The 24,901-nt window shown below is 42.6% G+C and carries 22 protein-coding genes; 20 read left to right on the plus strand and 2 right to left on the minus strand.

Annotation, left to right across the window (positions count from 1 at the left end):
• Window positions 1-17 precede the first annotated feature (17 nt).
• The 6 genes from ACFSMW_RS16475 (at window position 18) to ACFSMW_RS16500 (ending at window position 5,696) form a co-directional block, all read left to right on the plus strand.
• Entirely contained in the window at window positions 18-1,712 is a 1,695-nt protein-coding gene (locus ACFSMW_RS16475; protein ID WP_390357390.1) for a sensor histidine kinase, read from the plus strand.
• The gene (locus ACFSMW_RS16480) at window positions 1,705-2,490 is read left to right on the plus strand and encodes a response regulator transcription factor (RefSeq protein WP_390357391.1); all 786 of its coding nucleotides are present in this window, start codon (window positions 1,705-1,707) and stop codon (window positions 2,488-2,490) included. Before ACFSMW_RS16475 ends, ACFSMW_RS16480 begins: the two co-directional genes overlap by 8 nt.
• Window positions 2,491-2,523: 33 nt before the next feature.
• Entirely contained in the window at window positions 2,524-3,363 is an 840-nt protein-coding gene (locus ACFSMW_RS16485; protein ID WP_390357392.1) for an asparaginase, read from the plus strand.
• The gene (locus ACFSMW_RS16490) at window positions 3,350-3,520 is read left to right on the plus strand and encodes a hypothetical protein (protein ID WP_390357393.1); all 171 of its coding nucleotides are present in this window, start codon (window positions 3,350-3,352) and stop codon (window positions 3,518-3,520) included. The genes ACFSMW_RS16485 and ACFSMW_RS16490 overlap by 14 nt, the downstream gene beginning before the upstream one ends.
• Window positions 3,521-3,674: 154 nt before the next feature.
• The gene (locus tag ACFSMW_RS16495; protein ID WP_390357394.1) at window positions 3,675-4,142 is read left to right on the plus strand and encodes a MarR family transcriptional regulator; all 468 of its coding nucleotides are present in this window, start codon (window positions 3,675-3,677) and stop codon (window positions 4,140-4,142) included.
• Between the two features lie 141 nt (window positions 4,143-4,283).
• Window positions 4,284-5,696 carry an MDR family MFS transporter gene (locus ACFSMW_RS16500; RefSeq protein WP_390357395.1) on the plus strand — a complete coding sequence of 471 codons (1,413 nt, stop codon included), beginning with the start codon at window positions 4,284-4,286 and terminating at the stop codon, window positions 5,694-5,696.
• Between the two features lie 169 nt (window positions 5,697-5,865).
• On the opposite strand, the gene ACFSMW_RS16505 is transcribed toward ACFSMW_RS16500, so the two are convergent.
• Window positions 5,866-7,086: a multidrug effflux MFS transporter gene (locus tag ACFSMW_RS16505; protein WP_390357396.1), complete on the minus strand. Its 1,221-nt coding sequence runs from the start codon at window positions 7,084-7,086 to the stop codon at window positions 5,866-5,868.
• A 282-nt stretch (window positions 7,087-7,368) separates the two neighbouring features.
• On the opposite strand from ACFSMW_RS16505, the gene ACFSMW_RS16510 reads away from it, so the two are divergent.
• From ACFSMW_RS16510 to ACFSMW_RS16565, 12 genes are all read left to right on the plus strand, one after another.
• Window positions 7,369-7,521, plus strand: a complete 153-nt coding sequence (locus ACFSMW_RS16510) for a hypothetical protein (RefSeq protein WP_390357397.1) — start codon at window positions 7,369-7,371, stop codon at window positions 7,519-7,521.
• Between the two features lie 4 nt (window positions 7,522-7,525).
• Window positions 7,526-7,708: a hypothetical protein gene (locus ACFSMW_RS16515; protein ID WP_390357398.1), complete on the plus strand. Its 183-nt coding sequence runs from the start codon at window positions 7,526-7,528 to the stop codon at window positions 7,706-7,708.
• Window positions 7,709-7,921: 213 nt separating this feature from the next.
• Window positions 7,922-8,638 carry a GntR family transcriptional regulator gene (locus ACFSMW_RS16520; RefSeq protein WP_390357399.1) on the plus strand — a complete coding sequence of 239 codons (717 nt, stop codon included), beginning with the start codon at window positions 7,922-7,924 and terminating at the stop codon, window positions 8,636-8,638.
• A 126-nt stretch (window positions 8,639-8,764) separates the two neighbouring features.
• Window positions 8,765-9,931 carry an SIS domain-containing protein gene (locus ACFSMW_RS16525; RefSeq protein ID WP_390357400.1) on the plus strand — a complete coding sequence of 389 codons (1,167 nt, stop codon included), beginning with the start codon at window positions 8,765-8,767 and terminating at the stop codon, window positions 9,929-9,931.
• Between the two features lie 98 nt (window positions 9,932-10,029).
• Entirely contained in the window at window positions 10,030-10,515 is a 486-nt protein-coding gene (gene agaV, locus ACFSMW_RS16530; RefSeq protein WP_390357401.1) for a PTS N-acetylgalactosamine transporter subunit IIB, read from the plus strand.
• Window positions 10,516-10,986: 471 nt separating this feature from the next.
• Window positions 10,987-11,763, plus strand: coding sequence for a PTS N-acetylgalactosamine transporter subunit IIC (agaW, locus tag ACFSMW_RS16535; protein ID WP_390357402.1), 777 nt, complete (start codon window positions 10,987-10,989; stop codon window positions 11,761-11,763).
• Window positions 11,753-12,574 carry a PTS system mannose/fructose/sorbose family transporter subunit IID gene (locus ACFSMW_RS16540; RefSeq protein WP_390357403.1) on the plus strand — a complete coding sequence of 274 codons (822 nt, stop codon included), beginning with the start codon at window positions 11,753-11,755 and terminating at the stop codon, window positions 12,572-12,574. The genes agaW and ACFSMW_RS16540 overlap by 11 nt, the downstream gene beginning before the upstream one ends.
• Window positions 12,575-12,643: 69 nt before the next feature.
• Complete coding sequence (locus ACFSMW_RS16545) at window positions 12,644-13,060, plus strand: PTS sugar transporter subunit IIA domain-containing protein (protein WP_390357404.1); 417 nt, start codon at window positions 12,644-12,646, stop codon at window positions 13,058-13,060.
• Window positions 13,061-13,086: 26 nt separating this feature from the next.
• A complete protein-coding gene (gene nagA / locus ACFSMW_RS16550; protein WP_390357405.1) occupies window positions 13,087-14,232 on the plus strand; it encodes an N-acetylglucosamine-6-phosphate deacetylase in 1,146 nt (381 codons plus the stop codon).
• Between the two features lie 179 nt (window positions 14,233-14,411).
• Window positions 14,412-15,371, plus strand: a complete 960-nt coding sequence (locus ACFSMW_RS16555) for a hexose kinase (RefSeq protein WP_390357406.1) — start codon at window positions 14,412-14,414, stop codon at window positions 15,369-15,371.
• Window positions 15,364-16,344 carry a tagatose 1,6-diphosphate aldolase gene (locus ACFSMW_RS16560; protein WP_390357407.1) on the plus strand — a complete coding sequence of 327 codons (981 nt, stop codon included), beginning with the start codon at window positions 15,364-15,366 and terminating at the stop codon, window positions 16,342-16,344. Before ACFSMW_RS16555 ends, ACFSMW_RS16560 begins: the two co-directional genes overlap by 8 nt.
• Before the next feature lie 653 nt (window positions 16,345-16,997).
• A complete protein-coding gene (locus tag ACFSMW_RS16565; protein WP_390357408.1) occupies window positions 16,998-21,299 on the plus strand; it encodes an alpha-N-acetylglucosaminidase TIM-barrel domain-containing protein in 4,302 nt (1,433 codons plus the stop codon).
• 243 nt (window positions 21,300-21,542) lie between these two features.
• Here the strand turns inward: ACFSMW_RS16565 and ACFSMW_RS16570 are convergent, their stop codons facing one another.
• The gene (locus tag ACFSMW_RS16570; RefSeq protein WP_390357409.1) at window positions 21,543-22,805 is read right to left on the minus strand and encodes a YeeE/YedE family protein; all 1,263 of its coding nucleotides are present in this window, start codon (window positions 22,803-22,805) and stop codon (window positions 21,543-21,545) included.
• Between the two features lie 262 nt (window positions 22,806-23,067).
• On the opposite strand from ACFSMW_RS16570, the gene ACFSMW_RS16575 reads away from it, so the two are divergent.
• Both ACFSMW_RS16575 and gpmA read left to right on the plus strand, forming a co-directional pair.
• Window positions 23,068-23,922 carry a YitT family protein gene (locus ACFSMW_RS16575; RefSeq protein ID WP_390357410.1) on the plus strand — a complete coding sequence of 285 codons (855 nt, stop codon included), beginning with the start codon at window positions 23,068-23,070 and terminating at the stop codon, window positions 23,920-23,922.
• Window positions 23,923-24,139: 217 nt separating this feature from the next.
• Window positions 24,140-24,832, plus strand: a complete 693-nt coding sequence (gene gpmA / locus ACFSMW_RS16580; protein WP_390357411.1) for a 2,3-diphosphoglycerate-dependent phosphoglycerate mutase — start codon at window positions 24,140-24,142, stop codon at window positions 24,830-24,832.
• Window positions 24,833-24,901: the final 69 nt, after the last annotated feature.

Raw genomic sequence — 24,901 nt, forward strand, 5'->3', positions numbered from 1 at the left:
CGACTAGGGGTGATTGTATGAAGGAAAGAAGGAATTTTCGAGAGGCGACAAAAGCCCTTTTTCTAACATATACTATCATCCCAATTTGCATATTGATACTTTTGTTCAGCATGTTCACAATTGCTGTTTTTAAGTTAAAAGACATCTATGATGCCCGTGAATCGGCGAATGATGTACAGCATAAAATGACGGTGGTCTATGACCGTTACCATGACGAAATCAATCGGATGGCATCTTTGCCAATAGTGAAAGAAAGTGCCGTCTGGCACCAAAACAATCATCTGGTTTACGAAGAATTTTATAGTTTCAACAATCTTCAGGATGTCAAAAGCGTTTTTTATTTAATTGATAAAAATAATATATTCGTTGCTTCCACAGCTGAGCCGAATGCTGTGATCGAACAGGAGCTTATTCTTAAACTCATTCCCCGTTTAAAAAAGAATCCGAATCATACACTGATAGATGTAGACAAAACATATTATTCCCACGATAAAACATCGACTGTGACTTTTGCGAAAGTAGTCAAAAAAGAAGGAAAAGTAGTTGGGTATCTGGTTTATAAGCTTTTTGAAGGAGATTTTCAAAGGTTAGTTTTCGGAGAAAAGGCAGACATTACCGTAGTGACAGATGACTACGACTACTTGGTAGTGACAACCAATGATATCGTTAAAGGGCTGATGAATAAGTTTTCTCCCGAAAGTATGAGGGAATCAACGATACGAATCAAAGATGAGAGCTACTATTATACTAAAATTGCTGATAACTATTTTACTGTCTATGCGCTGATCAATCAAAAGGGCGATTATACCTACTTGATTTTATATATGGTGTTTTTGTTGTTGACTTGCGGTATCTTGTTTGTGATCATCCAGGTGCTTGCTGAAAAAATGGCACGGAAAAATGTAGCCTCGATTGATAAGTTGTTATTTGCAGTATCACAGCTGGAAAAAGGGGACATGCATGCATATGTCGACATCAAAACTGGAGATGAATTTGAAATGCTTGCAAACGAATTCAATTCCATGCTTGATAATTTGAATGAATTGATGAAACGTAATAAAGAACTCTCCCATATTCGTAAAGTGAATGAAATCAAATTGTTGCAAAGTCAGTTCAATCCGCATTTTCTATTTAATGTTCTCGCGATGTTACGCTATACGATGGTTAATGATGTAGAGAAAGCTGAAGAAATCATTATGTCGCTGTCAAATTTATTGCGATACAGCATTCATGATAAAATGAAAGAGGTTCCATTTGTGAAAGATATGGCGTACATTCGTGACTATTTGAAGCTTCATCAGTTACGTTTCAAGGAACGACTGACAGTGGACTTGCAAATTAATGAAAATATAGAGAAAGCATTGATTCCGAAATTGCTTCTACAGCCAATGATTGAAAACGCGATTAAGTATGGCTATCGTCATCAAATGACACTCCATATTCGAATCAAAGCTCAATTATTAAAAGAGCGGATCTTATTCACCGTGGAAGATGACGGTGGGGGAATGGATGAAAACACATTGCAGAGAATAAAAATCAATTTATTAGACAGCGAAAACGGCATGAAAGGAATCGGATTGTACAATGCAAATCGTCGGCTACTGCTGCTTTATGGAGAACATGCTGGTCTGTCGATTGAAAGCACACTTGGATCTGGAACGAAGATAACATTTCAAATTCCATATGAAAAAGGAGCATCATCCGATGTATAAGGTATTGATTGTGGAAGATGAAGATATCATTCGGGAAGGGCTCAAATATATGATGGATTGGGCTGATCTTGGATGTGTCGTGGTTGCAGAAGGAAGGAATGGGGAAGAAGGCTTGCAAAAAATCGCTGTACACCAGCCCGAAATTGTGTTGATCGATGTTAACATGCCGATCAAAGACGGGATTCAAATGCTTGCCGACTGTCCACAGCTACAAAATTTTTCTTCCATTATCATTTCGGGGTATGACGAATTTGAATACGCGAAAAAGGCAATGGAATATGGTGTCAGTGAGTACCTGTTGAAACCTGTGAATCACGAAGAGTTGAAAAAAGCAATTGCCAAAGTTAAAAGAGAAATCGATCAAAAAAGGGAATTTAAGTTATTGCAGAAAAGTATTGCAACGCCAGGGGATATCCATGTCCTTGATTTGGAGACCTGGAAAGAGAACAATAATAATTCCGAATTGGTACATACGATGGTGGGGTATATACGAGAGAATTACTATGAAAAAATCAGTATCCAGGATTTGGTGAATTCTCTTGACATGAGTGCTACTTATTTAAATCGTAAATTCAAAGAACATACGAGTTTTACATTTAACGAATTCCTCAACCGCTATCGTATCTGTAAAGCAATTGAAATGATCAAGGCAGGGGATCAAAAGATAAGTGTCATTGCCCTAGAGGTCGGTTACAGTAATTATCGTTACTTTATCAAGGTGTTCAAACAGTATACACACATGCTCCCAAGCGATTTTATGGACTATTTCCATTCATAGGAGAGTGAATTTGTACAGAAATGAGGGTTAATCATGTCATACCAGCCAGTCATCGCAGAAGAATATCGTGCATCCGTTTTAGAAAATATTCACCAGAGTGCTATCTGTATCATAGATGAAGACAAAAAGGTGGTGTATGCCAAAGGGAATGTTCAAATGCCGATTTTTTACCGTTCGGCTATGAAGCCACTCCAAGCGATACCTGTGTTTCGGAGCGGCATCATAGAAAAATACAGCCTTAGACCGGTGGAAGCAGCGCTATTTACTGCCTCACAGCGCGGAGAGAGTTATCATGTAGCGCATTTGCAGAATCTCAGTAAAAAGCTGCAAATCGATGAAGAGCAGCTGATTTGTCATGCGAGCTATCCGTTGAATGAAGCTCCTAAGCAGGATTATATCAGTAAACATCTGCCAAAAAGAAAGCTTTTGCACAATTGTGCTGGCAAGCATCTTGGCTTTCTCGCCTATGCGAGGGAGAAGGGATATGATATGGGGAGCTATGACGCGCCGGATCATCCACTGCAATTAGCTATAAAAAGGCTGGTCAGCGAGCTATCGGAAACAGATCAGTCGGAAATGCTTTCCGGTATGGATGGCTGTGGGGTCCCCGTACATGCCGTGCCGCTGAAAAATATGGCTGTTTCTTATTTGAAATTTGCTGATCCAGCTATGATCGCTGATCGGAAAACCGCCCAAGCCGTCAACAAAATCTCTCAAACGATGGGTGCTCATCCAGAAATAGTAGCCTCGCATGATTTTATATGCACTGTATTGCTTGCAGATCATAATATTGTTGCCAAAGGCGGCGCAATGGGCGTCTACTGTCTGGCACTAAAAAAAGAAAAAAATCAGCATCGCTTTGAAAGTACATAGTGGAACAGAACATTTATGGCCCCAGCTTATCGCAGTGATTCTGAAAAAAATCAATTACAGTAACTTGGATACAATCGATCGTCTGCAGAAGTTATGTCCAAAAGAAATCCGCAACGATAATGGTCAAATCGTGGGTGAAATCAAGATTTTATTGTAAACCAGAAGAACGGTTGCCCAACAATTATACAGATGAAAACTATTAGTACGTGGACGTTTTAAACCTTTTCTGCATCGCTCTATATCGTTAAATAGGAAACCAAAACCGGTATGATATGGTATGATTGAGGTACCAATGAGCAGGGGGACAGGCCATGAACAAGGAAGAAGAGCTCCTCATCAATTTCAGGGACTTATTTAACAAGCTGGCTTGGCTTAATAAGCCGAAGATGGAAGAACATCTGAAGGATTATAAGCCTTCTGAAGTACATTGTATCGAATCGATTGAAAAAAACAGAGATGCCAATGTAAGAAAACTTGCGGAGACCCTTTATATGACGAGAGGCGCCATCAGTAAATTAACGAAGAAGCTTATGAAAAAAGGTTTTATCGAAAGCTATCAAAAGCCTGATAATAAAAAAGAAATCTATTTTAAACTTACCGCGCAAGGAAAAGAAATTTTTAATGTCCATGAGGAACTGCACAAAGAATTTCGTGAACGGGATAAAGTGGTATTTCAGCAAGTCACTGAAAAAGAAATTGACAGTATGCTTAGCTTTGTGGAAAATTACAGCAGGCATTTGGATACAGAAATAAAGAAACAAGGTAGAACGATCAATTAGTTGCATACAGCTGGAATCAACTAATCACAGGCAGACCCTATTAAAACGGGCTGTCCTTTTTATTTGTTTTATTTTGTTGACGAGGAAACAAAAAGATGTTATATTTTGTTGACAAGGAAACAAAAAAGAGAGGAGATCCACATGTCAAAAGATAACGTAAAGGAGCAAGAGTTGCCAAAAGAAGTACTTGCGGCTGCATGGGCAATTGCACTTGGCGCAATTGCTCCGATGCTTGACTCCACGATGGTAAATATTGCTATCGATCAACTAATGAAAGATTTCAGCACGACGCTTGGTACTGTTCAATGGTCTGTTACGGGATATGTATTAGCTCTTGCCATTGCTGTCCCAGTATCTGGCTGGCTTATGAATAAATATAATGGAAAGAAAATTTTCGTGGGTGCAGTCATAGCCTTTGGTGTCATTTCTGTCTTAGCTGGTTTTAGCTGGGATATATCCAGTTTTCTCTTGTTCCGCTTGCTACAGGGATTTAGTGCCGGAATTATTACGACCCTTATGTCGACACTTTTGGTTAAAACTGCCGGACCGAAAAATCTGGGAAGGGTGATGGCAATTGTCAGTACACCGATGATTTTGGGTCCGATACTTGGGCCTGTAATCGGAGGATTCATTGTTCATGCTGCATCCTGGCATTGGATTTTCTTCATCAACGTGTTCATCGTCTTGATTGCAGCACCAATTATGATGAAAACTATCCCAGATTTTGAACCATTCAACAAAGATAGTAAGCTTGACGTTTTTGGTATTGTTGATTTGTCATTCATGAGTGCAGCATTGATATATGGAATTACGAAAGCAGCGGACCATGCCTCCTTCAATAATAAAGAAACACTTCTATGGGGAGGCATTGGGCTTGCTTTAGCAGTAATATATGTCGTATATAATCACATCAGAAAGAATCAAACCGTGCTTCCAATAAATTTGTTTGCACACAAAAGCTTTTCAGCATCCAGCATTGGATTGTTCTTAGCGAATATTGCTGTCATGGGACCAATGCTTATACTTCCATTGTTCTTTCAAAACTTGCGTCATTTCACGGCTATCGAAGCCGCGCTTGCATTGATTCCTCAAGGAGTTGGCATGCTCGTTACCCGGCCGATGATCGGAAGGATGATTGATAGGATTGGCGCGAAATACGTGGTGATGGTCAGCCTCATTATTTCGCTTATCGGATCTATTCCACTTATTTTTATCACTGATAAAACGAGTATGCTTTGGATTTCTATCATATTATTTATTCGTGGTACTAGTTTTGGAGGTATTATGCTTCCATTGACAAGTGATGCATACACCGGACTTGCAAGCAAACAGCTTCCTCAGGCTGGTGTCGGTATTAATATCATTGAAAATCTTGGTTCAAGCTTTGGTTCTGCTGTTATTGCAACCGTCGTAGCAACTGTTATACAAGGATCGCAGCCAACCATTGCCAATAGTTTAAAAGGTTACCAGGCAGGGTTCCTCGTAGCTGCCATTGTCCTTGTGATCGTCTTTATTCCAAGTCTATTTCTCACTCATAAAAAGAGTGCATCATAAAGAATATACACTGGAAAACGAGCGATCTTTTCGTGCCTATCGCTAGAATGTTGCTGGTTCAATCTTTGGTCTCCAATTGATTATGAGAACAAAATAGTGTTTCAAAACTTATCTCTCGTTCTGAAACACTATTTGTCTGCAGTCCAAGGCATACTCTCGGGCAGCCTATTTATTGTCTTTTACGAATCAATGTCATATACATCAAGATGGCAGTGCAACTGCATAACAGGATCACGAGCCCCATCAGGAGGGCGGTGTTCTCACCACCCAGTCCTACTAGTGGTGAAACAAGCGCGCCGCCGCCAAAGGGAAGAATACCAAGAAATGCCGAGGCGCTTCCAGCGACATGGCCCTGCCGTTCCATGCCAAGTGAAAAACACGTTGTATTGACCATCCCCACACTGGATACGACAAGGAACAATGCAATAAGTACAAGCACAAGCGGCAAATGCCAAAGTACAGAACCTATCAGTAAACAGCTGCCGAAAAAAGAAATCAGCATCGCAGTACGAAGAAGAGTCAATTCCTGAAATGTATCAGCCAGTCTCCCAGTGGTTTGTGCCGCAATGATAATTCCAAGACCATTCAACGCGAAAATGAAGGAGAATTGTTGCGGGGAAACACCATAGACGTTTTGTAACACAAATGGCGATCCGGAAATATATGCAAACATGCTCATCGAAATAAATGACTGGACCAGCGCGATTCCAATGAACACGCGATCTTTGAAAAGGTCTTTAAACGTATTCAAAATCGCGAAAAGATTCCCTTGTGTACGTCTTTCTTGCGGCAGTGTTTCCGGTAAGGAGAAGGCGACGGAAAGGAACATGATCAATCCGATTGCACAGAGGATCATGAAAACGAACTCCCAGGAAGTCCATTTCAAAATGCCCCCGCCCAAGATGGGTGCAAGGATGGGGGCGGCCCCATTCACCAATGCGAGCAGTGCGATGAATTTCGTCAGTTCTTTTCCGGAATACATATCTCTTGCGGAAGCGCGTGCAATCACAATGCCCGCAGCGCCTGTCAATCCTTGGAAGAAGCGCAGGACAATGAACACCCAGATATTCGGACTGAATGCACATAGCAGCGAACTTGCCGCATAAAGAATCAATGTGACGAGCAATGGTTTTCTGCGGCCTTGGATATCGCTGAGCGGACCGAAAATAAGCTGGCCGGCAGCAAGCCCTAACAGACAGGCAGTAATGCTCAACTGGCCGTTTGATGCAGTTGTTTGAAAGTTTTCGGTGACCGACGGGAGACCGGGCAAATACATATCCATGGATAGGGGACCGAATGCAGTCAACGAACCGAGCAGGATTACGATCCATATGTTGGGGAGCGGCTTTGGTGCAACGTATACTTTATTTTTTTCTTTTAACATATTCATGAAGTGGCTCCTGTCCTTTTCTGTCTCTTGAAATAGTATGCTGTTATTATAGCTGAATTTAGTGCGGCGGGGAAATACGCGGCGTTCTGATTCATTTTCTTTTCATTGAAAGTTCGCAAGAGTGGCAGACCAGCATCATATTTTGGTTATAGGCAGGCTTTTTTAACTATAGAATATTAACAGAGGAAATATAAAAAATCCCATTGCATTCATTTCGTAACTTTGAAATAATGTTAATGAGTGAATGGTCAGAAAATAATTAAAGTGCGAGGGGTGTCATAAATGAAACAAGCGGATTCAGATCGTTGTGTGGTGGTCAATAACGCAGAAGGATTGCTTTCAGCATTAGAAGAAAAAGCGCCGAGAATATTAATTACCAAATTTTATAAGAAAGATTTTTTAAAGCACACTGGAGCTGCCATTATCAGAAACTGAACAAATGGGATTTGAACTGGGATTCCATGGTGGCGCAGGGATTGTTAGCAGCCCACTTTTTCATTTAATGAATATGTTTAGCAATGACAGTAAGCAACAAAAGAAGATAGATAGCCAGATTCGTAAATATACACTTAAAAAGCAAGATGATGATCTTCTTTTGTATTTGCGCCAGTTAGATTATTAGGTGGGATTTTAAGAAGGTGGACCTTGCTTAGTTAGGGGGGCGGACCATTGAAGGATCCTTTTAGATACTTTGGTGGATTTTATCATCAGAGACCGCCTGCCATCCATCATCGAATTCTTCTCCCCTTTACAAATCCAGTAGAAGGACTTACAATGAAATTAACTGGTTATAACCACCGAATATAGCTAACTTCAAGGAGGTGACCGGGCACAAGTGGATAAAACAAGCCGGGTTCCAAGATATCTGCAATTAATGGAGGAACTCATCAAACAGATACAAGACGGCAAATATCAAGTGCATGATAAGCTTCCATCTGAGCGTGAGTTATGCGACTTGTATGAATTAAGCCGGATCACCGTCCGCCAGGCCCTGCAGGAACTTGAGCGGGAAGGTTATATATACAAAGAACACGGCAAAGGAACATTCGTCGCTTCGAAAACATATGACCAGGACTTGGTAAAGCTATACAGCTTTACTGAAGCGATGAAAGAGCAGGGAAGGCAGCCCTCTACGAAGGTGCTTTCGTTTCGTGAACTGGAGATAGATGAACATCTCGCAAAACAAATGAAACTAAAACCAAAGGAAGAGGTATTTCAAGTAATTCGTCTGCGTTTGGCAGATGAGGAGCCATTAATGTATGAAACATCATACTTGCCTAAGCGTATTTTTCGGCATTTGACTGCCTCTGATTTGGTGGAGCGGCCGATGTATGATGTGTTTCAAGCGGATTATCATGTTTTTGTCACAAAAGCTGTGGAACAATTTTCAGCCACATTGGTACGTTCAGACGAAGCTGAGCACTTGAATGTAGCCAATAATAACCCGGCGATGCTTGTCAGGAGATATGCATACCATCATGATACTCTGATTGAGTATACCGTTAGCGTTGCCCGCGGTGACAAATTTCATTATACGGTGGAATTGGACTGATTCCACCTGAACGCGGCAATTGAAACTGGGAATCTATCAATTTATTTGAAAAGTATAAACGTTTAACTAGCAACTGGTTATGACAACATTACCACAAATGGATCACACATAATAGGAGGAAAATAAATGTTTGGACTGTCTTCAGAAGAATTGAAAGAAAAAAAAGCACATTACACTGCAACTGAAATCTATCAGCAGCCAGAAGTATGGCAAGAATTGACAGAAAAATTATTTGGAGAAAAAGATGCGTTGCAGGGTTTTATTGCTTCGATAATTGCAAAGCACGGGAGGGTAAAAGTTATTTTCACAGGTGCAGGAACATCTGCATTTGCGGGGGATACGCTTGTACCTGAATTGCGCAAACTGGGCAATCCGAAACTCGATTATGAAGCGATTGCGACAACTGATATTGTTTCCAACCCGACAGAATATTTACTCGCAGGTGTACCGACAGTACTCGTCTCCTTTGCGAGATCAGGGAACAGCCCTGAAAGTGTTGCAGCAGTGAAACTTGGCCAGCAAATCGTCAAGGATTTCTATCAAGTTGTCATTACGTGTAATAAAGACGGACAGCTGGCTAAAAACACTGTTAATGATGCGAATAGTTTGACCATCTTAACACCGGAAAAAGCACACGATCAAGGTTTTGCGATGACGAGCAGTTACACTAGCATGATGATTGCAGCGCGTTTCCTTTTCAGCAGTACACCTTTTACTGGAAAAACCGCAGCAAGAGTTATTGCCAACGCAGAGTTACTGCGGGAAAAAATCTCAACGACTGTCGATCAAGTGTTGGATTTTGATTTTAATAGAATCATCTATCTGGGTTCCGGATTGCTTGGCCAATTATCCCATGAAGCTGCCTTGAAAATGCTGGAATTGACTGCGGGCAATGTCGTTGCAGTCAATGAATCATCACTCGGTTTCCGGCATGGTCCAAAATCCATCCTTCATGATCAATCGGTTGTTGTATTGATGATGTCTCAGGATCCGTACACAAGAAAATATGATCTGGACATCTTAAGAGAGCTTTCCGGTGAAACATCCAAAGTAGTAGCACTGACAGAAAAAGCAACCCCGGAAGTAGAAGAACTGGCTGATTGGACGATTGCGGTCAATGATGGCCAGGATGAACTGGAAACAGATTTTCAGCTGGCATTGCTGTATGTCATGTTCGCGCAAGTGCTGGCGTTGAAAAAATCTCTGCAGCTCGGTATCACACCAGATAATCCAAGCCCGGAAGGCAAAGTCAACCGCGTAGTGCAAGGCGTCACCATTTATGAATTAGACTGACAGAAAAGCCTCGGGGGTTAACCCAATAATGTAAAAATAAAGTTAGGGGGATGGGGCGTCCCAAGGAATCGATTACATTTGAAAAGGGAGAGATTAACATGGCAAATCCAAATATTTTATTGACTAGAATAGACAATCGCTTGATTCATGGACAGGTGGGAGTAACTTGGGTGAACCACCTGGGTGCAAATCTAGTTGTGGTAGCTAATGATAAAGTCGCGTCCGATGAAGTGCAGCAGAATCTGATGGACATGGTGCTCCCTGACACTATTCAGGCGAGATATTTCACTTTGCAAAAAACGATTGACATTATCCATAATGCATCACCAAGACAAAAGATTTTTCTGGTCGTAAGAGATGTGCAGGATGCTCTGAAGCTAAAAGAAGGAGGCGTCCCTATCGATCATATCAACGTCGGAAACATGCATTATGCAGAAGGGAAGAAGCAAATTTCATCCACTGTATCTGTAGATGATGAAGATATCGAAGCGTTTAACAAGCTGAGCGAACTTGGAGTCGAACTGGACTTGCGCAAGGTCCCAAATGAAAGAGGCCAAAACATCATGGAACTGCTTAACAAATAAGCGTTGAACAGTTGCTGGGAGATTACAGTTGAGGTTCTTTTGAATAAAATAGCTGACGTTTTGATTTTGGGCAGGAATAGGAAAGCCTTATCCAATCATTCTGGATTAGACTGCTGATAGAGCTGCAGTAAAAGCAATAACAGCCTCAAAAGGAGGCTGAAGTTGCTGATAGAGCACTTCTCAAAGCAATAACAGCCTCAAAAGGAAGCCGAAATTGTTGATAGAGCATGTCTCAAAGCAAAAACAGCCTCAAAAAGAAGCCGGAATTGTTGATAGAGCATGTCTCAAAGCAATAACAGCCTCAAAAAGAAGCCGAAGTTGCTGATAGAGCATCTCTCAAAGCAATAACAGCCTCAAAAGGAGGCTGAAGTTGCTGATAGAGCATATCTCAAAGCAATAACAGCGTCGTATCTCCAAGCAACTGTAAAACATATTTTCACGTTCAATAACAAAAAGGGGAGGGAAAGTTTTATGTTAATACAAGCAATCTTAATCGCAATTTGGGCAGGTATTGCCGGTATTGACCTGTATAACGGCTTAACACACGCGCACCGTCCAATTGTTACCGGACTTGTGGTCGGCCTTATTCTTGGGGACGTGACAACTGGTCTGATTGTCGGCGGTACATTGGAATTAATCTGGATGGGGATGGTCCCGCTTGCTGGGGCTCAGCCACCTAATGTGGTTATCGGCGGCGTGATTGGTACCGCTTTCGGAATTATAGCCGGTCAGGATCCAAAGGTCGCTGTCGGTGTAGCCATTCCATTTGCGGTAGCTGTTCAAGGATTGATTACACTGTTTTTCACTGCTTACGCTCCAGTCATGCACAAAGCGGATCAATATGCATTGGAAGCAAATTATCGCGGTATTGATCGCATCAACTATCTTGGTCCTGTCATTCTATTCGTTTTTAACGCTTTGATTGCATTTTTGCCTATTTACTTTGGTGCAGAACAGGCTGCCGCTGCGGTCAAATCCGTCCCGGAGTGGATCATAAATGGATTGTCTGTTGCAGGGGGCATCATGCCGGCAATCGGTTTTGCCATGCTGCTTAGAATCATGATGAAATTGGAGTATATCATGTTCTTTATTGTCGGTTTCATTTTGGCTGCCTACTTGGAGCTGCCGATATTGGCAATTGCTTTAATCGGTCTGGCAATTGCTTTGTATGACTTTTATCAGAACAAAAACAAAAAGGGACCGAATAATCGCGGATATGCAGAGGAGGAAATAACTGATGGAATCTAATGCTTATCAATATGAAGATACGACGCCTGCTGCGGAATTAGATGGCAAACAATTGCGGCATTTGGCATGGCGATCATTGCTTTTACAAGCATCCTTCAACTACGAAAGGATGCAGGCGTGCGGCTGGCTTTATTCCATCCTGCCAGGACTGCGGGCTATACACAAGAATAAGAAAGACCTAAGCAAATCGATGAAAGACAATATGGAATTCTTTAACACACATCCATTTTTAGTCACCTTCATCATGGGGGTCATTCTGGCCATGGAACAGAAGAAAGAAGATCGTGAAGCAATCCGTGGAATCAAGGTAGCTATGATGGGACCACTTGGCGGGATTGGAGATGCGATGTTTTATCTGACTCTGCTTCCAATCGCAGCTGGAATAGGTGCCTCCCTTTCTGTTAACGGCAATATTGCGGGTCCGTTTGTGTTTCTGATTATTTTCAACGTCATTCACTTTGGCGTGCGATTTGGGTTAATGTCCTATGGCTATAAAATGGGTGTCAAAGCGATTGCAAAACTGAAAGAAGGAACACAGCTTGTATCACGCGCAGCATCAATTGTTGGTCTGACAGTTGTTGGTGGACTGATCGCAACCTATGTAAGTTTTAAAATCAAGTATGTTTGGGGTTCAGGAGATGGAGCAATCAAAATCCAGGCAGATGTTTTGGATAAAATTATGCCGGCATTGCTGCCGCTAGCTTATACGCTGCTTGTTTACTGGTTGTTGAAAAAAGGCCGTTCCCCGTTGTTGCTTATTGGTTTAACAGTTGTCGTTGGGCTGGTCGGATCTTACTTTAAAATCATGTAAGTCTTTTAGTGAAGGAAGATAGTAAAAAATCCTTCAGAAATAAATGTTTGAATGAAAGCAGGTGTGATGATGATTGGAATCGTATTGACTGGTCACGGTTCATTTCCAAATGGGATGCTGGAGTCTGTGCAACTTATTGCAGGTGAGGTAACACAGATTAAAGTGGTGCCGTTTTTGGAAGACCCGGACAAATTGAAAAAGGATTTGGAAGTAGCAATTCAAGAAGTAGAAAATGGGGACGGTGTCGTATGCTTTGCCGATCTGGCTGGTGGCACGCCGTTTAATGTTAGCAGTAAGATAGCATCCACAATGGAAGGGGTACGGGTTATTGGAGGGGTAAACTCACCAATGATTTTAAGCGGTCTTTTCCAGCGTGACATGGATATCGATTCATTCACAGCATTTGTTTTAAAAGAAGCAAAAGAAAATATGAAACTTTTCTCTGTGAAAAAGCGGAAGGAAAGCGTTGAATCGGATGGAATTTAGCTAAGAAAGAAAAGGAAGTAATCTATATGGACTACTATGTAAAAGCAGATTGTTTTTTGCTGGAAGACGGTGAAAAACGTGACAGTTATTTGCACATTACTAATGACAGGTTTATCGGGTTTACCGAGATAATACCGGCAGATGCTGAAGTGGTGGACTGGAGTGGATACACGGTTGCGCCAGGTTTGTTCGACACGCATATCCACGGTGTGCAAGGATACGACATCATGGATGGCTCGGTCGAGGCAGTGAAGCAGATTTCTGCAAGCTTGCTGCAAATCGGAGTGACTCGCTTTCTGCCAACCACGCTTACATCTTCTAAAGAAGATCTAAAGCAGGCAATTGATGCGATACGTTCAGCAGTCGCAGATGGATTGGAAGGAGCCCAATCGGAAGGCGTTTTTTTGGAAGGACCATACTTTACAGAAAAACATAAGGGCGCACAAAACCCTGGCTATTTCCGTGACCCTTCTATAAAAGAATTTCAAGAGTGGCAGCAATTGGCTGATGGGACGATTGTCAAAATCGCTCTTGCACCGGAACGCGAAGGTGCTTTTGAATTTATACGCGAAGTCAGTGCGGATGGGGTACTTGCAAGTATCGCACATACAGATGCGGATTATGCATGCTGTCATGAAGCGGTTGATGCTGGAGCGCGTAATTATGTTCATTTATTTAATGGCATGAAAGGCATCCATCACCGTGAACCGGGAGTTGCCGGTGCTGCATTGTCGGACGAACGTGTCTTCGCTGAATTGATTTGCGATGGGCATCATGTGCATCCAACAATGGCTCGATTTGCCTATCGGGTGAAAAGAGATAATCTTGTGATGATTACAGACTGCATGCGTGCCGGTTTAATGCCCGATGGTAATTACCATTTGGGAGAATTCCCTGTCGTGGTCGATGGAGGAATAGCTTTGACAGAGAGCGGATCACTTGCTGGCAGTACCTTGCGCTTGATTGACGGTGTATACAATTTACAGAAATGGACCGATGATCCGTTGTATCGCATTTGGCATCGTGCTTCTTTGTCCCCTGCTGCAAGCTTGGGAAAAGACAAAGAACTTGGAAGCATAGCACCTGGGAAAGTTGCTGATTATGTCGTGGTCAATCAGCAACTGGAAATTCAAGCAGTGGTGGTCGCTGGGAAAGAGAAGTTCCGAAAGTGAATGGTAAACTGTATTCTTTACAGGACATGTTAGAAAACAGGCACTTGAAATTGGATGATGGCACCTCCGTGTGAAAACGAGGGAGATACCAGACAACTAAGGGTTACAGACCTTTGTCCATTTGATCAACAAAAGGCCAGGGGTCAGACTCTTAGGCTTTGAAAAGGAGGTGGACAACGATGATTTTGACAGTGACGTTAAACCCGTCAGTGGACATCAGCTATCCAGTTGGGAGTCTGGCACTAGATACGGTCAACAGGGTAGCTGGTGTTTCAAAGACAGCTGGCGGCAAGGGGCTGAATGTCAGTCGGGTTTTGCATCAGCTTGGAGAAGAGGTACGGGCAAGCGGGTTTTTGGGTGGAAGCCTTGGGGACTTTATCAGAGGAGAAATCGGTGCGTCAGCTATTAATGACGGTTTTACAGCAATCAGCGGACAAACGCGAAACTGCATTGCTATCATTCATGATGGGCAGCAAACAGAAATCCTGGAAAATGGGCCGGAAATTTCAGCTGCGGAACAAGCTGACTTTTTAAAAGCATTCAAACAACAAGCACTAGAAGCAACACATATTACCATCTCGGGTAGTATGCCCCCTGGCGTTTCGGAAAACTTCTATAATAAGTTGCTGGAAATTGCTGCAGAAATGAAGACACCTGTTTTATTGGATGTAAATGGCAAATTGCTGCAAGAGACATTATCCGCAAGAAGTGCCAAGCCATTTTTAATAAAGCCGAATGAATCGGAATTGGCAGCGCTGATAGGGCAAGCTGATTTAACGGATACGGAAATCATTCATGTACTTAAAACAGAAGCCATCTTTTCAGGAATAGAGATGGTGATCGTCACACAAGGCAAGGACGGTGCTCTTGCTAAAATTGGAAAAGAATATTATCGAATCATACCTCCAGAAATCACAGCGGTCAACCCGGTCGGATCGGGAGACAGTGTGATTGCTGGTTTTGCAGCCGGCCTATCGAAAGGTCTGACGGCTACAGCATTGCTGAAATATGCGCTGTCCATGGGAGTGCTCAATGCCATGGAAAAGCAGACTGGATATGTGGATACCGAAAAAATTGACGATTGCGTAGCACAAATGAGCGTGGAGCATTTGAATGAAGGGGATGGCATAAATGAATAGAACAGCAGGGAAGCAAAAAGGATTGGAAGCAATTTCTGACGAAAAAGGAATTGTTTTAGCAACAGCGATGGACCAGCGTGGTTCACTCGGAAAAATGATTCAGGGGTTCAATGACCAGATTTCTTATGAAGAGGGGCTTACCCGCTTCAAGGAAGGGATCAGTGATGTACTGGGAAATCAATCGGCATCATTGCTGCTTGATCCGGAATACGGCTGGCCTGCAGCTGAAAAATTGCAGGAAGGGGTCGGCTTGATCATGGCATATGAAAAAACCGGCTATGACGCCACTGAAAAAGGCCGCCTGCCGAACCTGGTAGATTTTTATGCTGTCCAGGATTTAGTTAAATCCGGTGCCAGTGCAGTAAAACTATTAGTCTACTATGATATCAATGAAGAAGAAAAATACAATGATATCAAAAAAACTTTCATCAAAAGAGTCGGAGATGAATGCAAGCAAAACGATGTTGCTTTCATTCTGGAGCCTGTTTCCTATAGTGCAGAAGGATTGGATGCAAAAGGGAAGGAATTTGCCAGAAAAAAACCTGTCATCGTTTCCTATTTCATGGAGGAGTTTTCCAAGCCGGAATATGGCATTGATTTGCTGAAGGTGGAAGTCCCAGTATCCATTTTCCATATTGAGGGACATGCACAGTATGACAACTATGATCCTGTATTCAGCAGGGAGGAAGCAGCAGGATACTACCGCAGCTGCTCGGAAAAAAGCAGTCTGCCATTCATATATTTGAGCGGCGGCGTCACCAATGAACAATTTATCGACACATTGTATTTTGCCAAAGAAGCCGGGGCGACTTTTAATGGCTGTCTTTGCGGCAGAGCGATTTGGAAAGAGGGTGTCGAAACGTTCGCATCCTATGGAGATGAAGCATTCTATGAATGGCTGCGAAAAAAAGGCTTGGAGAATTTGAATAACGTCATCAAAGCAGTGAACGAAACAGCAACCCCTTGGCAGTAAGGGGTTGCTGTTTTTTTGATTGCTATTAGCCCTTTGGTGGAATCCGTCCACATCAATTACATAATTTCCCTTTAACCATTTACTTAGTAAAATATTTGTGATAGTCTAAAAATATAGACAAATACAAACCATGTGACTAACTAGATTAGGCATGGCAAGCATGCTGGATTGGCCAATCCAATATGCTTGCCATGCCTTTTTTATAAGATGGGAAGGATCAATATAGAAACTTATCTGTTTGTCTAGCCCCAGCGCATAGCCTTAAGGTCTTAAGCTTTCTTTTTACGTGGTAAAATCGCCACTTCAGGATTAGACTTGGGGGGCTAACCAAGGCACTTACGCATTTTTTACATGATTTTTCAAAGGAGGTGTACAAGCATCTAAAAAAAGTACGCAGTTAACCCCAAAAATGAGAACGCTTACCTAAGGGGGTGATATATATGACATAGAATGCAGAGATTCATTAAATTTGAGGGAAAATTCTTTAAAAAACTGCGGAAGAAATGGTGAGATGTACCCGTTAGTTTGAAACGAATCACAAAAGCATGATATGTAACTAGACTTTTCATGCTACGACACAATTCGTATTGGTGGCATCCTTCAAATTTAAAGCGTGTGGAAGAAAATAAAAAGTAATTGGGAGGAGTTAAATAGTGGAAAAAGGAAATGTTCCCATATGGAAGTGGATAGTGCCCCTCATAGCCATCTTATTGTTATTCTCTATCATGCCTGATTTGTCCTATGCTAAGTCGAATAATAACGGACAACAAAGTAGTTCCATAAAACCATGCATAGGTAATGCGAGCTATCACGTTGAAAATAACGATGTTGGAAATGAATCAGTCAATCTAAGAACAGCCAGCAAGCTAATCGAAAGATGGTTATCTTGTAAACAAGCCAGACAATTTAAATTGGAGGCACTTGCCCCCTCCAAATATGATGAGGAAACCTTCGAGATTAAACCTGGACCTGGTCAGCATATTACCATTTCCGGTTCCAGTACAAGCGCTTTATTAATGGGGTGGAACTGGTATTTGAAGTATGTGGCCCATGCCAACATTTCGCTGACTGGAGAGCAGTTAGATTTACCTAAAAAATTACCTTTGCCCGAAAAAACAATTCAACGCCATGCCAACGTTGATAATCGATTTGCATTGAATGATACGGATGAAGGTTACACTGATCCATATGAAGATTGGGGTTATTGGGAGCGCAAAATCGATGTACTGGCAGCGCATGGTATTAATGAAGTTCTCGTTTATCCAGGTACGGAAGCAGTTTTTCAGAAAACCTTTGAAGAGTTTGGATATTCCGCATCAGAAATGAGGGACTGGATACCATCACCTGCCCACCAACCATGGTGGTTATTACAAAACTTAAGCGGTTATCCAAGTCCGATTCCCCAAAGTGTGATTGACAAACGGGCTAAACTTGGCAAGAAAATCGCTGATCGTCTGCGTGACCTTGGAATGACACCAGTATTTCCAGGATATCATGGGATTGTACCATTTGAATTTGAAGAAAAAAATCCAGGCGCAAATATTGTTCCACAAGGGACCTATCACCGTTTCACACAACCGGATTGGCTGGATCCGACAAATAAGCTATATCCAAAGGTAGCGAAAGCATTTTACAAAAACCAAAGTGAATTATTCGGTGATTCATCTATGTATAAGATGGACTTGCTTCATGAAGGAGGAAAGGCCGGTAATGTAGACATTGGTGATGCCTCAAAGGCAGTCCAAGATGCTCTTGAAGAAGCACATCCAAAAGCGACTTGGGCGATCCTCGGCTGGCATTCCAATCCGCTTCCGGAAACGATTGATGCGGTCGATAAAGACAAGGTACTCGTATTGGATGGTATTTCTGAAAGAAGCTCTGCGAAGGATCGGGAAAAAGATTGGGACGGGACGCCCTATGCTTTTGGAACGATTTGGAACTTCGGGGGCCATACAAACATGGGAGCTAATCTAACTGTTTGGAATGAGAAGTACTTTGAATGGCTCAAAAAAAATGACAGTAAACTGAAAGGAACTGCGTTAATGCCTGAGGGAATTAACAACAACCCGGCCGCCATGGAATTCTTCACGGAAATGGCTTGGCATGATGATTCGGTTGACATGGATGATTGGTTTGCCCAGTATGCAACAGCGCGTTATGGTGGTGCTGATGAACATGCGATAACAGCTTGGAAGACAATTTCCAAAACGCTTTACAATTTGCCTGCAGATAATTCAAGTGAAAAAGCAACAGAAATGTATAGCCTTGAACCTAGTTTAACTGCCCCTACTACAGGGATTCATTTTCAAAATGATCTGCATTATGATAAACCCGAGTTTGAGAGAGCTCTGACAGAACTCCTTAAAGTAAAAGCTGAACGGAGAGGGAACAGTGCATATCAATTTGATTTGATGGACGTCACCAGACAGTTTTTGGCGAATAAAGGACGTAATCTATTTCCAAAGATCAAGGCTGCATACACCAACGGAGATAGAAAGAAATTCAAGGAATTGAGTAATGCTTGGCTTCACTACATGAAGCTAACGGACAAAGTGACGGCGACCAATAAACATAGTATGCTTGGACCATGGCTGGAAAACGCCAAAAATTGGGCGACGAATGATAAAGAACGTAATAAATTGGAATACGATGCTAGATCCCTCATTTCCATATGGGGAACACCTGGACTTGATGACTATGGCCGGCGCCAATGGTCTGGCCTGGTGGGAGATTATTATTATGCAAGATGGCAAACTTATTTTAACTCACTTGATCAAACATTAAAGACAGGTAAAACGCCTGCGTCGATTGATTGGTTCGACTTTGGGGAAGAGTGGACACATCAGACCAACACGTACCCAACTGAAACAAAAGGAAATACCTTTCAAATTGCCAAAGATATCCAACAAACTTTTGCCAAACAACCAGAAGGAAAAATCGACGTAACGAGCAGTAAAGATGTTTTAAACAATAATGATAAAAAGACAACCATCAGCGCAACATTTACCAATGAAAACGGGATTACAGCAGCTGAAAATCTCCAACTTAAACTAAATGTGCCTAAGGGTTTTACAGTCGAAGCAAAAACTCCTGAATCTGCCGAAAAGGTTGCCCAGGGAGCTACATTTACCGCTGAATGGGAAGTAAGTGCTCCAGATGATAGAAGTGAACTGACAACTGCAAAGTTCACAGTACGTGCAGCATTTAAAAATGGAAATCAGACGGGGAATGAAACAGGAGAGGCACGTGTGCTTATCGAAAATGATGTTGATAAAAACTATAAGACGATCTCTTTTAATGACGCCACGTTCAGCCAATCTGGAGATGATTTTGCCATTCATGGTGCGGGCAACGATATGTGGAAGTCTAAAAATAATTACGGGGCCATTTACAAAAAAAGTGCATTGGGAAGTACTGACACAATAACAACCAAGGTTGTCCATCAGGATCGAACCGGACCATATGCACGTGCTGGAATAGTTGCACGTAATGACCTGACTGATCAAAATGGATCAGCCGGCTATATCAATATAGCTGTTACACCTGACCACGGCTGTATGCTTTCCTGGGATAGCGATGGAGATGGAAAACTGGATTCGAAAAAGAATGTAACATCATGTAATGGGGCGCAATATCTAAGACTTTCGCGAAATGGATCGCTCTACACAGCATCAAGCAGTGCAGACGGCAAGCATTGGAATGAAATAGATACCGTGTTTGTTCCTGGTTCAAAAGAAAATGTGGATGCAGGCGTATTCATGACGGCAGCAAACGGATCTGGCGATAGTAGCGGTCTCGCTCAATTTGAAGGATTTACAGTTGAACCGCAGCCATTTTTATTGGAGCTCCCACATCGTAAGATACCGACCGAAGTTCCAGTGAACGTAACAGCAGTATTCCAGAATGTAGAGAATCAAGCTATCCAAGATCTGACAGCCTCATTAGATGTACCGGATAGCTGGAAGGTAGAGGAGATTACACCTACTAAAGGAATCCAAGTTGGACCACATAAAAAAATTAAAGTGACATGGAATGTTACTGCGCCAAAAGACGCAAGCCCAGTCGATATCACATTAAAAGGTACGGGAAACTACACGCTCGATGGAAAAGAACATGCTGTAGAGAATGCACTGCCGGTGGAAATCATTGCAACAGCTGGTAAACTCTCTGGTGCATTTAACAACATCGGGATTACAGATGATGACAATCCAAGTCCTGGCAATCTTGACGGAGGGAATAGCTTTTCTGCGCAGGCCCTTGCAAAAAAAGGATTAACACCAGGTGCCACTGTAACGCACAATGGGGTATCCTTCAAATGGCCAGATGTTCCAGCTGGTACACCGGATAATGTAGCTGGACAAGCCGCCATTCAAACTTCCACTTTGGGGAATCAGCTATCCTTTATTGGTGCAGGGGTTTCCAACCAAAACGGTACTGGTGCCGTTGTTTATTCTGATGGTAGTGTTCAGGAATTTAGTGTTCAGTTTGACAACTATGCCTCCCCAGTTCCATCGGGAGAGAATGTTGTTGCACGATTCGACTACCGTAATACACCATCAGGACCAGCAAACTTTGGTCATAATTATCAGGTCCTGTATGACCAGGTAACCTTGGATCCGAGCAAAACAGTTTCTGCAGTCATTCTGCCTGATAACTCCCGAATACATCATTTCAGTATGGCTTTCGTAACCACGAGTGCGAACGACATGAAAACATTGATTGCATCCATGGGCGAAAAGGGAGAAATCAAAAATGACACGGCTGCCCATAAATTAAATATTCATTTAAAGGCGGTCAGTCATTATGAAGAAAAAGGCGCTGCAGAAAAGGTCGTCAAGCATATGAAGCTTTTCAAACAACTGTTAAAACAACTGAAAGATCAAGATTCAATTGCTGACAATGCCTATCAAAGACTTACAGCAGATACAAATTACATCATAAAAAAATGGGAATAAAAACCGTGTGAAAGAGAAATTCCCTATGGGTTGACAAATAGAGTGGCTCTCATCGAATGTGTTGGTGGAGAGGCCACTCTTTTTTAGGAAGCTTATTTGGAGAAGACGATATACGCTGGCAAATGAAAGTTTGATACAATAATCCATCACAAGAATAAAACCTCTCGTTTAGAGCGCTCAGCCCATAGGGAGGTTTTATTCTTTATTGGACATGATCACTCATGAAGGAGCAGAAACTTGCCCTCAGCAAAAATGATCATTTTTATGCGGGTTGCTTAATCCGAACAATGGACGGATGAACAGCGCCGCAAACGTTCCAAGCAAGGCCATTATGCCCCAAATCCAGCCGTGAAGGCTGAACGAAGCGATACCGCTGAAATAAGCTCCGATATTGCAGCCAAAAGCGAGACGGGCTCCATAGCCCATCATTATCCCACCGACAAGAGACGCAAGAGCTACCCCTTTTTTGAATCTTTTAGGCTTGAATAACCCGCCGGAAGCTGATGCGATGAAAGCTCCAAGGATGATACCGAAATTCATGACACTGGTAGAATCTTGGAAAACGGAGGAATGCAATGCTTCTGCTTTGTCACCGCTCCAATATGTCCAGCTTGCTACATCCATACCTAGTAAACTGGCAATTTTCGATCCCCATAAAGCGAACCCTGAGGTAATTCCCCATGGGCTGCCTTTGACAAAGAGTGTCCCAGCGTTGAGCACTGCCAGCACTATTGCTGCAGTTACCAATGGCCACGAACCGCGGAGAATTCTTTTCCAGCCCCTTTCAGTAGGCAAAGCCTTCATTATTGGTGGCTTTCTTCTTTTCGCAAACTGAACTGTAATCCAATAAATTATCGCCAATAGTGCAATCTGTACCATCCAGGCACCAAAATAGCCAAGGTTGGTAGACTCAGCCAGCGAAAATGATCCCAGGCTTGGCGTATCATTCATCCAGAATCCCCAGTGGTAGGCACCAATCACAGATCCTGCAATAAACCCGATCAAAGTGATGACAGTAGGCGACTGACCACTGCCAACATGATAAAGCGTACCAGAGGCACAGCCTCCGCCCAATTGCATGCCAATCCCGAAAATGAAGGAACCGAAAATCAAGCTGGTACCAATCGGCGAAATATTTCCAGATGGAGTTGCTCCAGTCAGTGTGTAGCCAGTCGCGAAAATGATTGCAAACAATGTCGAGGCTACTGCGAGCATGACCATATGTGCTTGAATTCCCTCGACGTTACCTACCGACATTAATCGGCGAAATGCAGAGGTAAAGCCAAAACGTGCATGAAACAAGGTGAATCCGAGCGCTAACCCCAAACCATATAAAATCAGTTGCGTGTATGGCGTTGTCATGAAAATATACGCACCGAGTATCATGGCCACAGCTAAGCCAAGCAAAACATGCGGTTTTTGCCAGTGGCTCAGTGGAGCCGCGGTGTTTTTCGTATTAGCTTTGGATGAAACCTGTTGTCCCTGAATCTGTTGTACTGATTCCAAATCTAAAACACCCTTTCCATATAAAATTAGTCAGAATTAAAACGTGTACTGATCATAACTAATTTTTTCCTCTTTGTAAAGATATTAATATGGGTTTATGCAGGACTTTGTTCCTTCTGGAGAAGCCGTCATCAGCAAGTTCATTTCCGTCGGGAATGAAATATCTGGACAGTGGTACTATTAAACTATAGAATCAACTTGGACTATTTGATAAGATGAGATTCTTGCTGGAAGGAATAACTGCTTGTTGGGAGGGTATGGAATGAAATTGTTTTTTAAAGATTTATTCATGATCATTGTAGGCTGCCTGAGTTATGCGCTTGCGCTGACACTGCTTGCGATACCGAACCATCTTGCGGAAGGCGGTGTCCCGGGAGCGGCGGTTATTTTGCATTACGCATTTGGCTGGTCGCCAGGTATTGTCACGTTTATTTTGACATCCATTATTATGGCTATCGGGTATAAATATTTGCCGAAGCGGGCGATTCTGTTTTCTATTTTGACAACACCATTGATTTCTTTTTTCATATACAGTACGGAGGATCTTGTCACATCCCTTGGCGATCCACTGACTTCTGCTATCTTCGCAGGAGTATTCATCGGGCTGGGCTCGGGCCTTATTTTCCGAACAGGTAGCACGATGGGGGGAACGAGTTTAATAGCGAGAATGTGTCATAATGTGCTTGGATGGGATCTGGTGCGGACGATTTTCGTATTGGATGTATTGATTGTCCTCTCGGGCTTGGTGGTGATGGGACCACTGAATACGATGTATACGATTATCGCGCTCTTTGTGGCCAAAAAAGCAACAGACCTGATTATCGATGGTCTCAATCCCAGAAAGGCAGTCAGTATTATTTCCCATCAAGCACCACATATTGCGGATGCAATTATTGAAAAGATGAATATCAGTGTGACGGTATTCAAAGGTTATGGCGGATATTTGAAAGAAGATACGGATATGACCTACGTCATCATTAACCAGTACCAGCTGATGCGTTTGAAAAACATCATCTCATCCGTTGATGAACATGCTTTTGTTGTCATCCATGATGTACGCGATGTCCTTGGCGGCAGCTTCGCCTGGGATGAAACGAAAAAAGGCGGAATCAAGTGAAATATGGGAAGAGCCAGGGATGATCGGATCCCTGGCTCTTTCCAATGCAGCAATTTGTTTGGCCTTGTGTTTTCGCCACACTGGCTTACGGTTATTTGCTCTGTTAAAATGAAAGCGGTTATAAGATTGTCCTGCGCTTCAAGCGGGTACATACATCATAGGACTGTTAGATTTGATAAAAATGAATAAGGCACTATTGCAAATTGGAGGATTGCTCATGAAACTGACTATCGTAAGGCACGGCCAGAGTGTTTTCAATCAATCGAATACATTTACAGGCTGGGAAGACGCTGATTTGACAGACAAAGGCATAGAAGAAGCAAAAGAGGCCGGGAGGAAATTGCAAAAGCATGGCTTGACATTTGATATAGCCTTCACCTCAGTACTGACGCGTGCAATGAAAACATTATATTACATTCTCGAAGAAACCAATCAGCTATGGATTCCGGTAGAGAAAAGCTGGCGGTTGAATGAACGCCACTACGGTGCACTGCAGCGGTTGAATAAAGCAGAAACTGCTGAGAAATATGGCGAGGAGCAGGTGCATCAGTGGCGCAGGAGCTATGACGTGCTGCCGCCGCTTTTGGAAGAGGACGATGAACGCCAGGCTACAAAAGAAAGACGTTATGCGCTTCTGGACCAAAAAGCGATTCCGTCCGGAGAAAATCTGAAATTGACACTCGAACGTGTAACACCATATTGGATGGACACGATCGCACCCCAAATCAAGCAGGGGAAACATGTCATCATCGCTGCACACGGCAATAGTATCCGTGCACTTGTGAAGCATTTGGAAAATCTGTCAGATGAAGATATCGTCAATGTGGAAATTCCAACAGGCATTCCACTTATCTATGAATTAGACGAAAATTTGCATCCAACCAATAAATATTTCTTAGAAAATGAATGATGGGGACAGATCTTGCTGCTTTATCGCTGCACTACATTAACAGAGCGAGAGCAATTCTCTGTCAGGATC

Source organism: Tigheibacillus halophilus, from assembly GCF_042683165.1.
In the GTDB taxonomy this organism is placed as follows: domain Bacteria; phylum Bacillota; class Bacilli; order Bacillales; family Amphibacillaceae; genus Tigheibacillus; species Tigheibacillus halophilus.

What these genes read in the sequence shown, in the direction of transcription:
- ACFSMW_RS16475 (WP_390357390.1), top strand. Translation starts at nt 18, where the DNA reads ATGAAGGAAAGAAGGAATTTTCGAGAGGCGACAAAAGCCCTTTTTCTA.
- ACFSMW_RS16480 (WP_390357391.1), top strand. Translation starts at nt 1,705, where the DNA reads ATGTATAAGGTATTGATTGTGGAAGATGAAGATATCATTCGGGAAGGG.
- ACFSMW_RS16485 (WP_390357392.1), top strand. Translation starts at nt 2,524, where the DNA reads ATGTCATACCAGCCAGTCATCGCAGAAGAATATCGTGCATCCGTTTTA.
- ACFSMW_RS16495 (WP_390357394.1), top strand. Translation starts at nt 3,675, where the DNA reads ATGAACAAGGAAGAAGAGCTCCTCATCAATTTCAGGGACTTATTTAAC.
- ACFSMW_RS16500 (WP_390357395.1), top strand. Translation starts at nt 4,284, where the DNA reads ATGTCAAAAGATAACGTAAAGGAGCAAGAGTTGCCAAAAGAAGTACTT.
- ACFSMW_RS16505 (WP_390357396.1), bottom strand. Translation starts at nt 7,086, where the DNA reads ATGAATATGTTAAAAGAAAAAAATAAAGTATACGTTGCACCAAAGCCG.
- ACFSMW_RS16510 (WP_390357397.1), top strand. Translation starts at nt 7,369, where the DNA reads ATGAAACAAGCGGATTCAGATCGTTGTGTGGTGGTCAATAACGCAGAA.
- ACFSMW_RS16515 (WP_390357398.1), top strand. Translation starts at nt 7,526, where the DNA reads ATGGGATTTGAACTGGGATTCCATGGTGGCGCAGGGATTGTTAGCAGC.
- ACFSMW_RS16525 (WP_390357400.1), top strand. Translation starts at nt 8,765, where the DNA reads ATGTTTGGACTGTCTTCAGAAGAATTGAAAGAAAAAAAAGCACATTAC.
- agaV (WP_390357401.1), top strand. Translation starts at nt 10,030, where the DNA reads ATGGCAAATCCAAATATTTTATTGACTAGAATAGACAATCGCTTGATT.
- agaW (WP_390357402.1), top strand. Translation starts at nt 10,987, where the DNA reads ATGTTAATACAAGCAATCTTAATCGCAATTTGGGCAGGTATTGCCGGT.
- ACFSMW_RS16540 (WP_390357403.1), top strand. Translation starts at nt 11,753, where the DNA reads ATGGAATCTAATGCTTATCAATATGAAGATACGACGCCTGCTGCGGAA.
- ACFSMW_RS16545 (WP_390357404.1), top strand. Translation starts at nt 12,644, where the DNA reads ATGATTGGAATCGTATTGACTGGTCACGGTTCATTTCCAAATGGGATG.
- nagA (WP_390357405.1), top strand. Translation starts at nt 13,087, where the DNA reads ATGGACTACTATGTAAAAGCAGATTGTTTTTTGCTGGAAGACGGTGAA.
- ACFSMW_RS16555 (WP_390357406.1), top strand. Translation starts at nt 14,412, where the DNA reads ATGATTTTGACAGTGACGTTAAACCCGTCAGTGGACATCAGCTATCCA.
- ACFSMW_RS16560 (WP_390357407.1), top strand. Translation starts at nt 15,364, where the DNA reads ATGAATAGAACAGCAGGGAAGCAAAAAGGATTGGAAGCAATTTCTGAC.
- ACFSMW_RS16575 (WP_390357410.1), top strand. Translation starts at nt 23,068, where the DNA reads ATGAAATTGTTTTTTAAAGATTTATTCATGATCATTGTAGGCTGCCTG.
- gpmA (WP_390357411.1), top strand. Translation starts at nt 24,140, where the DNA reads ATGAAACTGACTATCGTAAGGCACGGCCAGAGTGTTTTCAATCAATCG.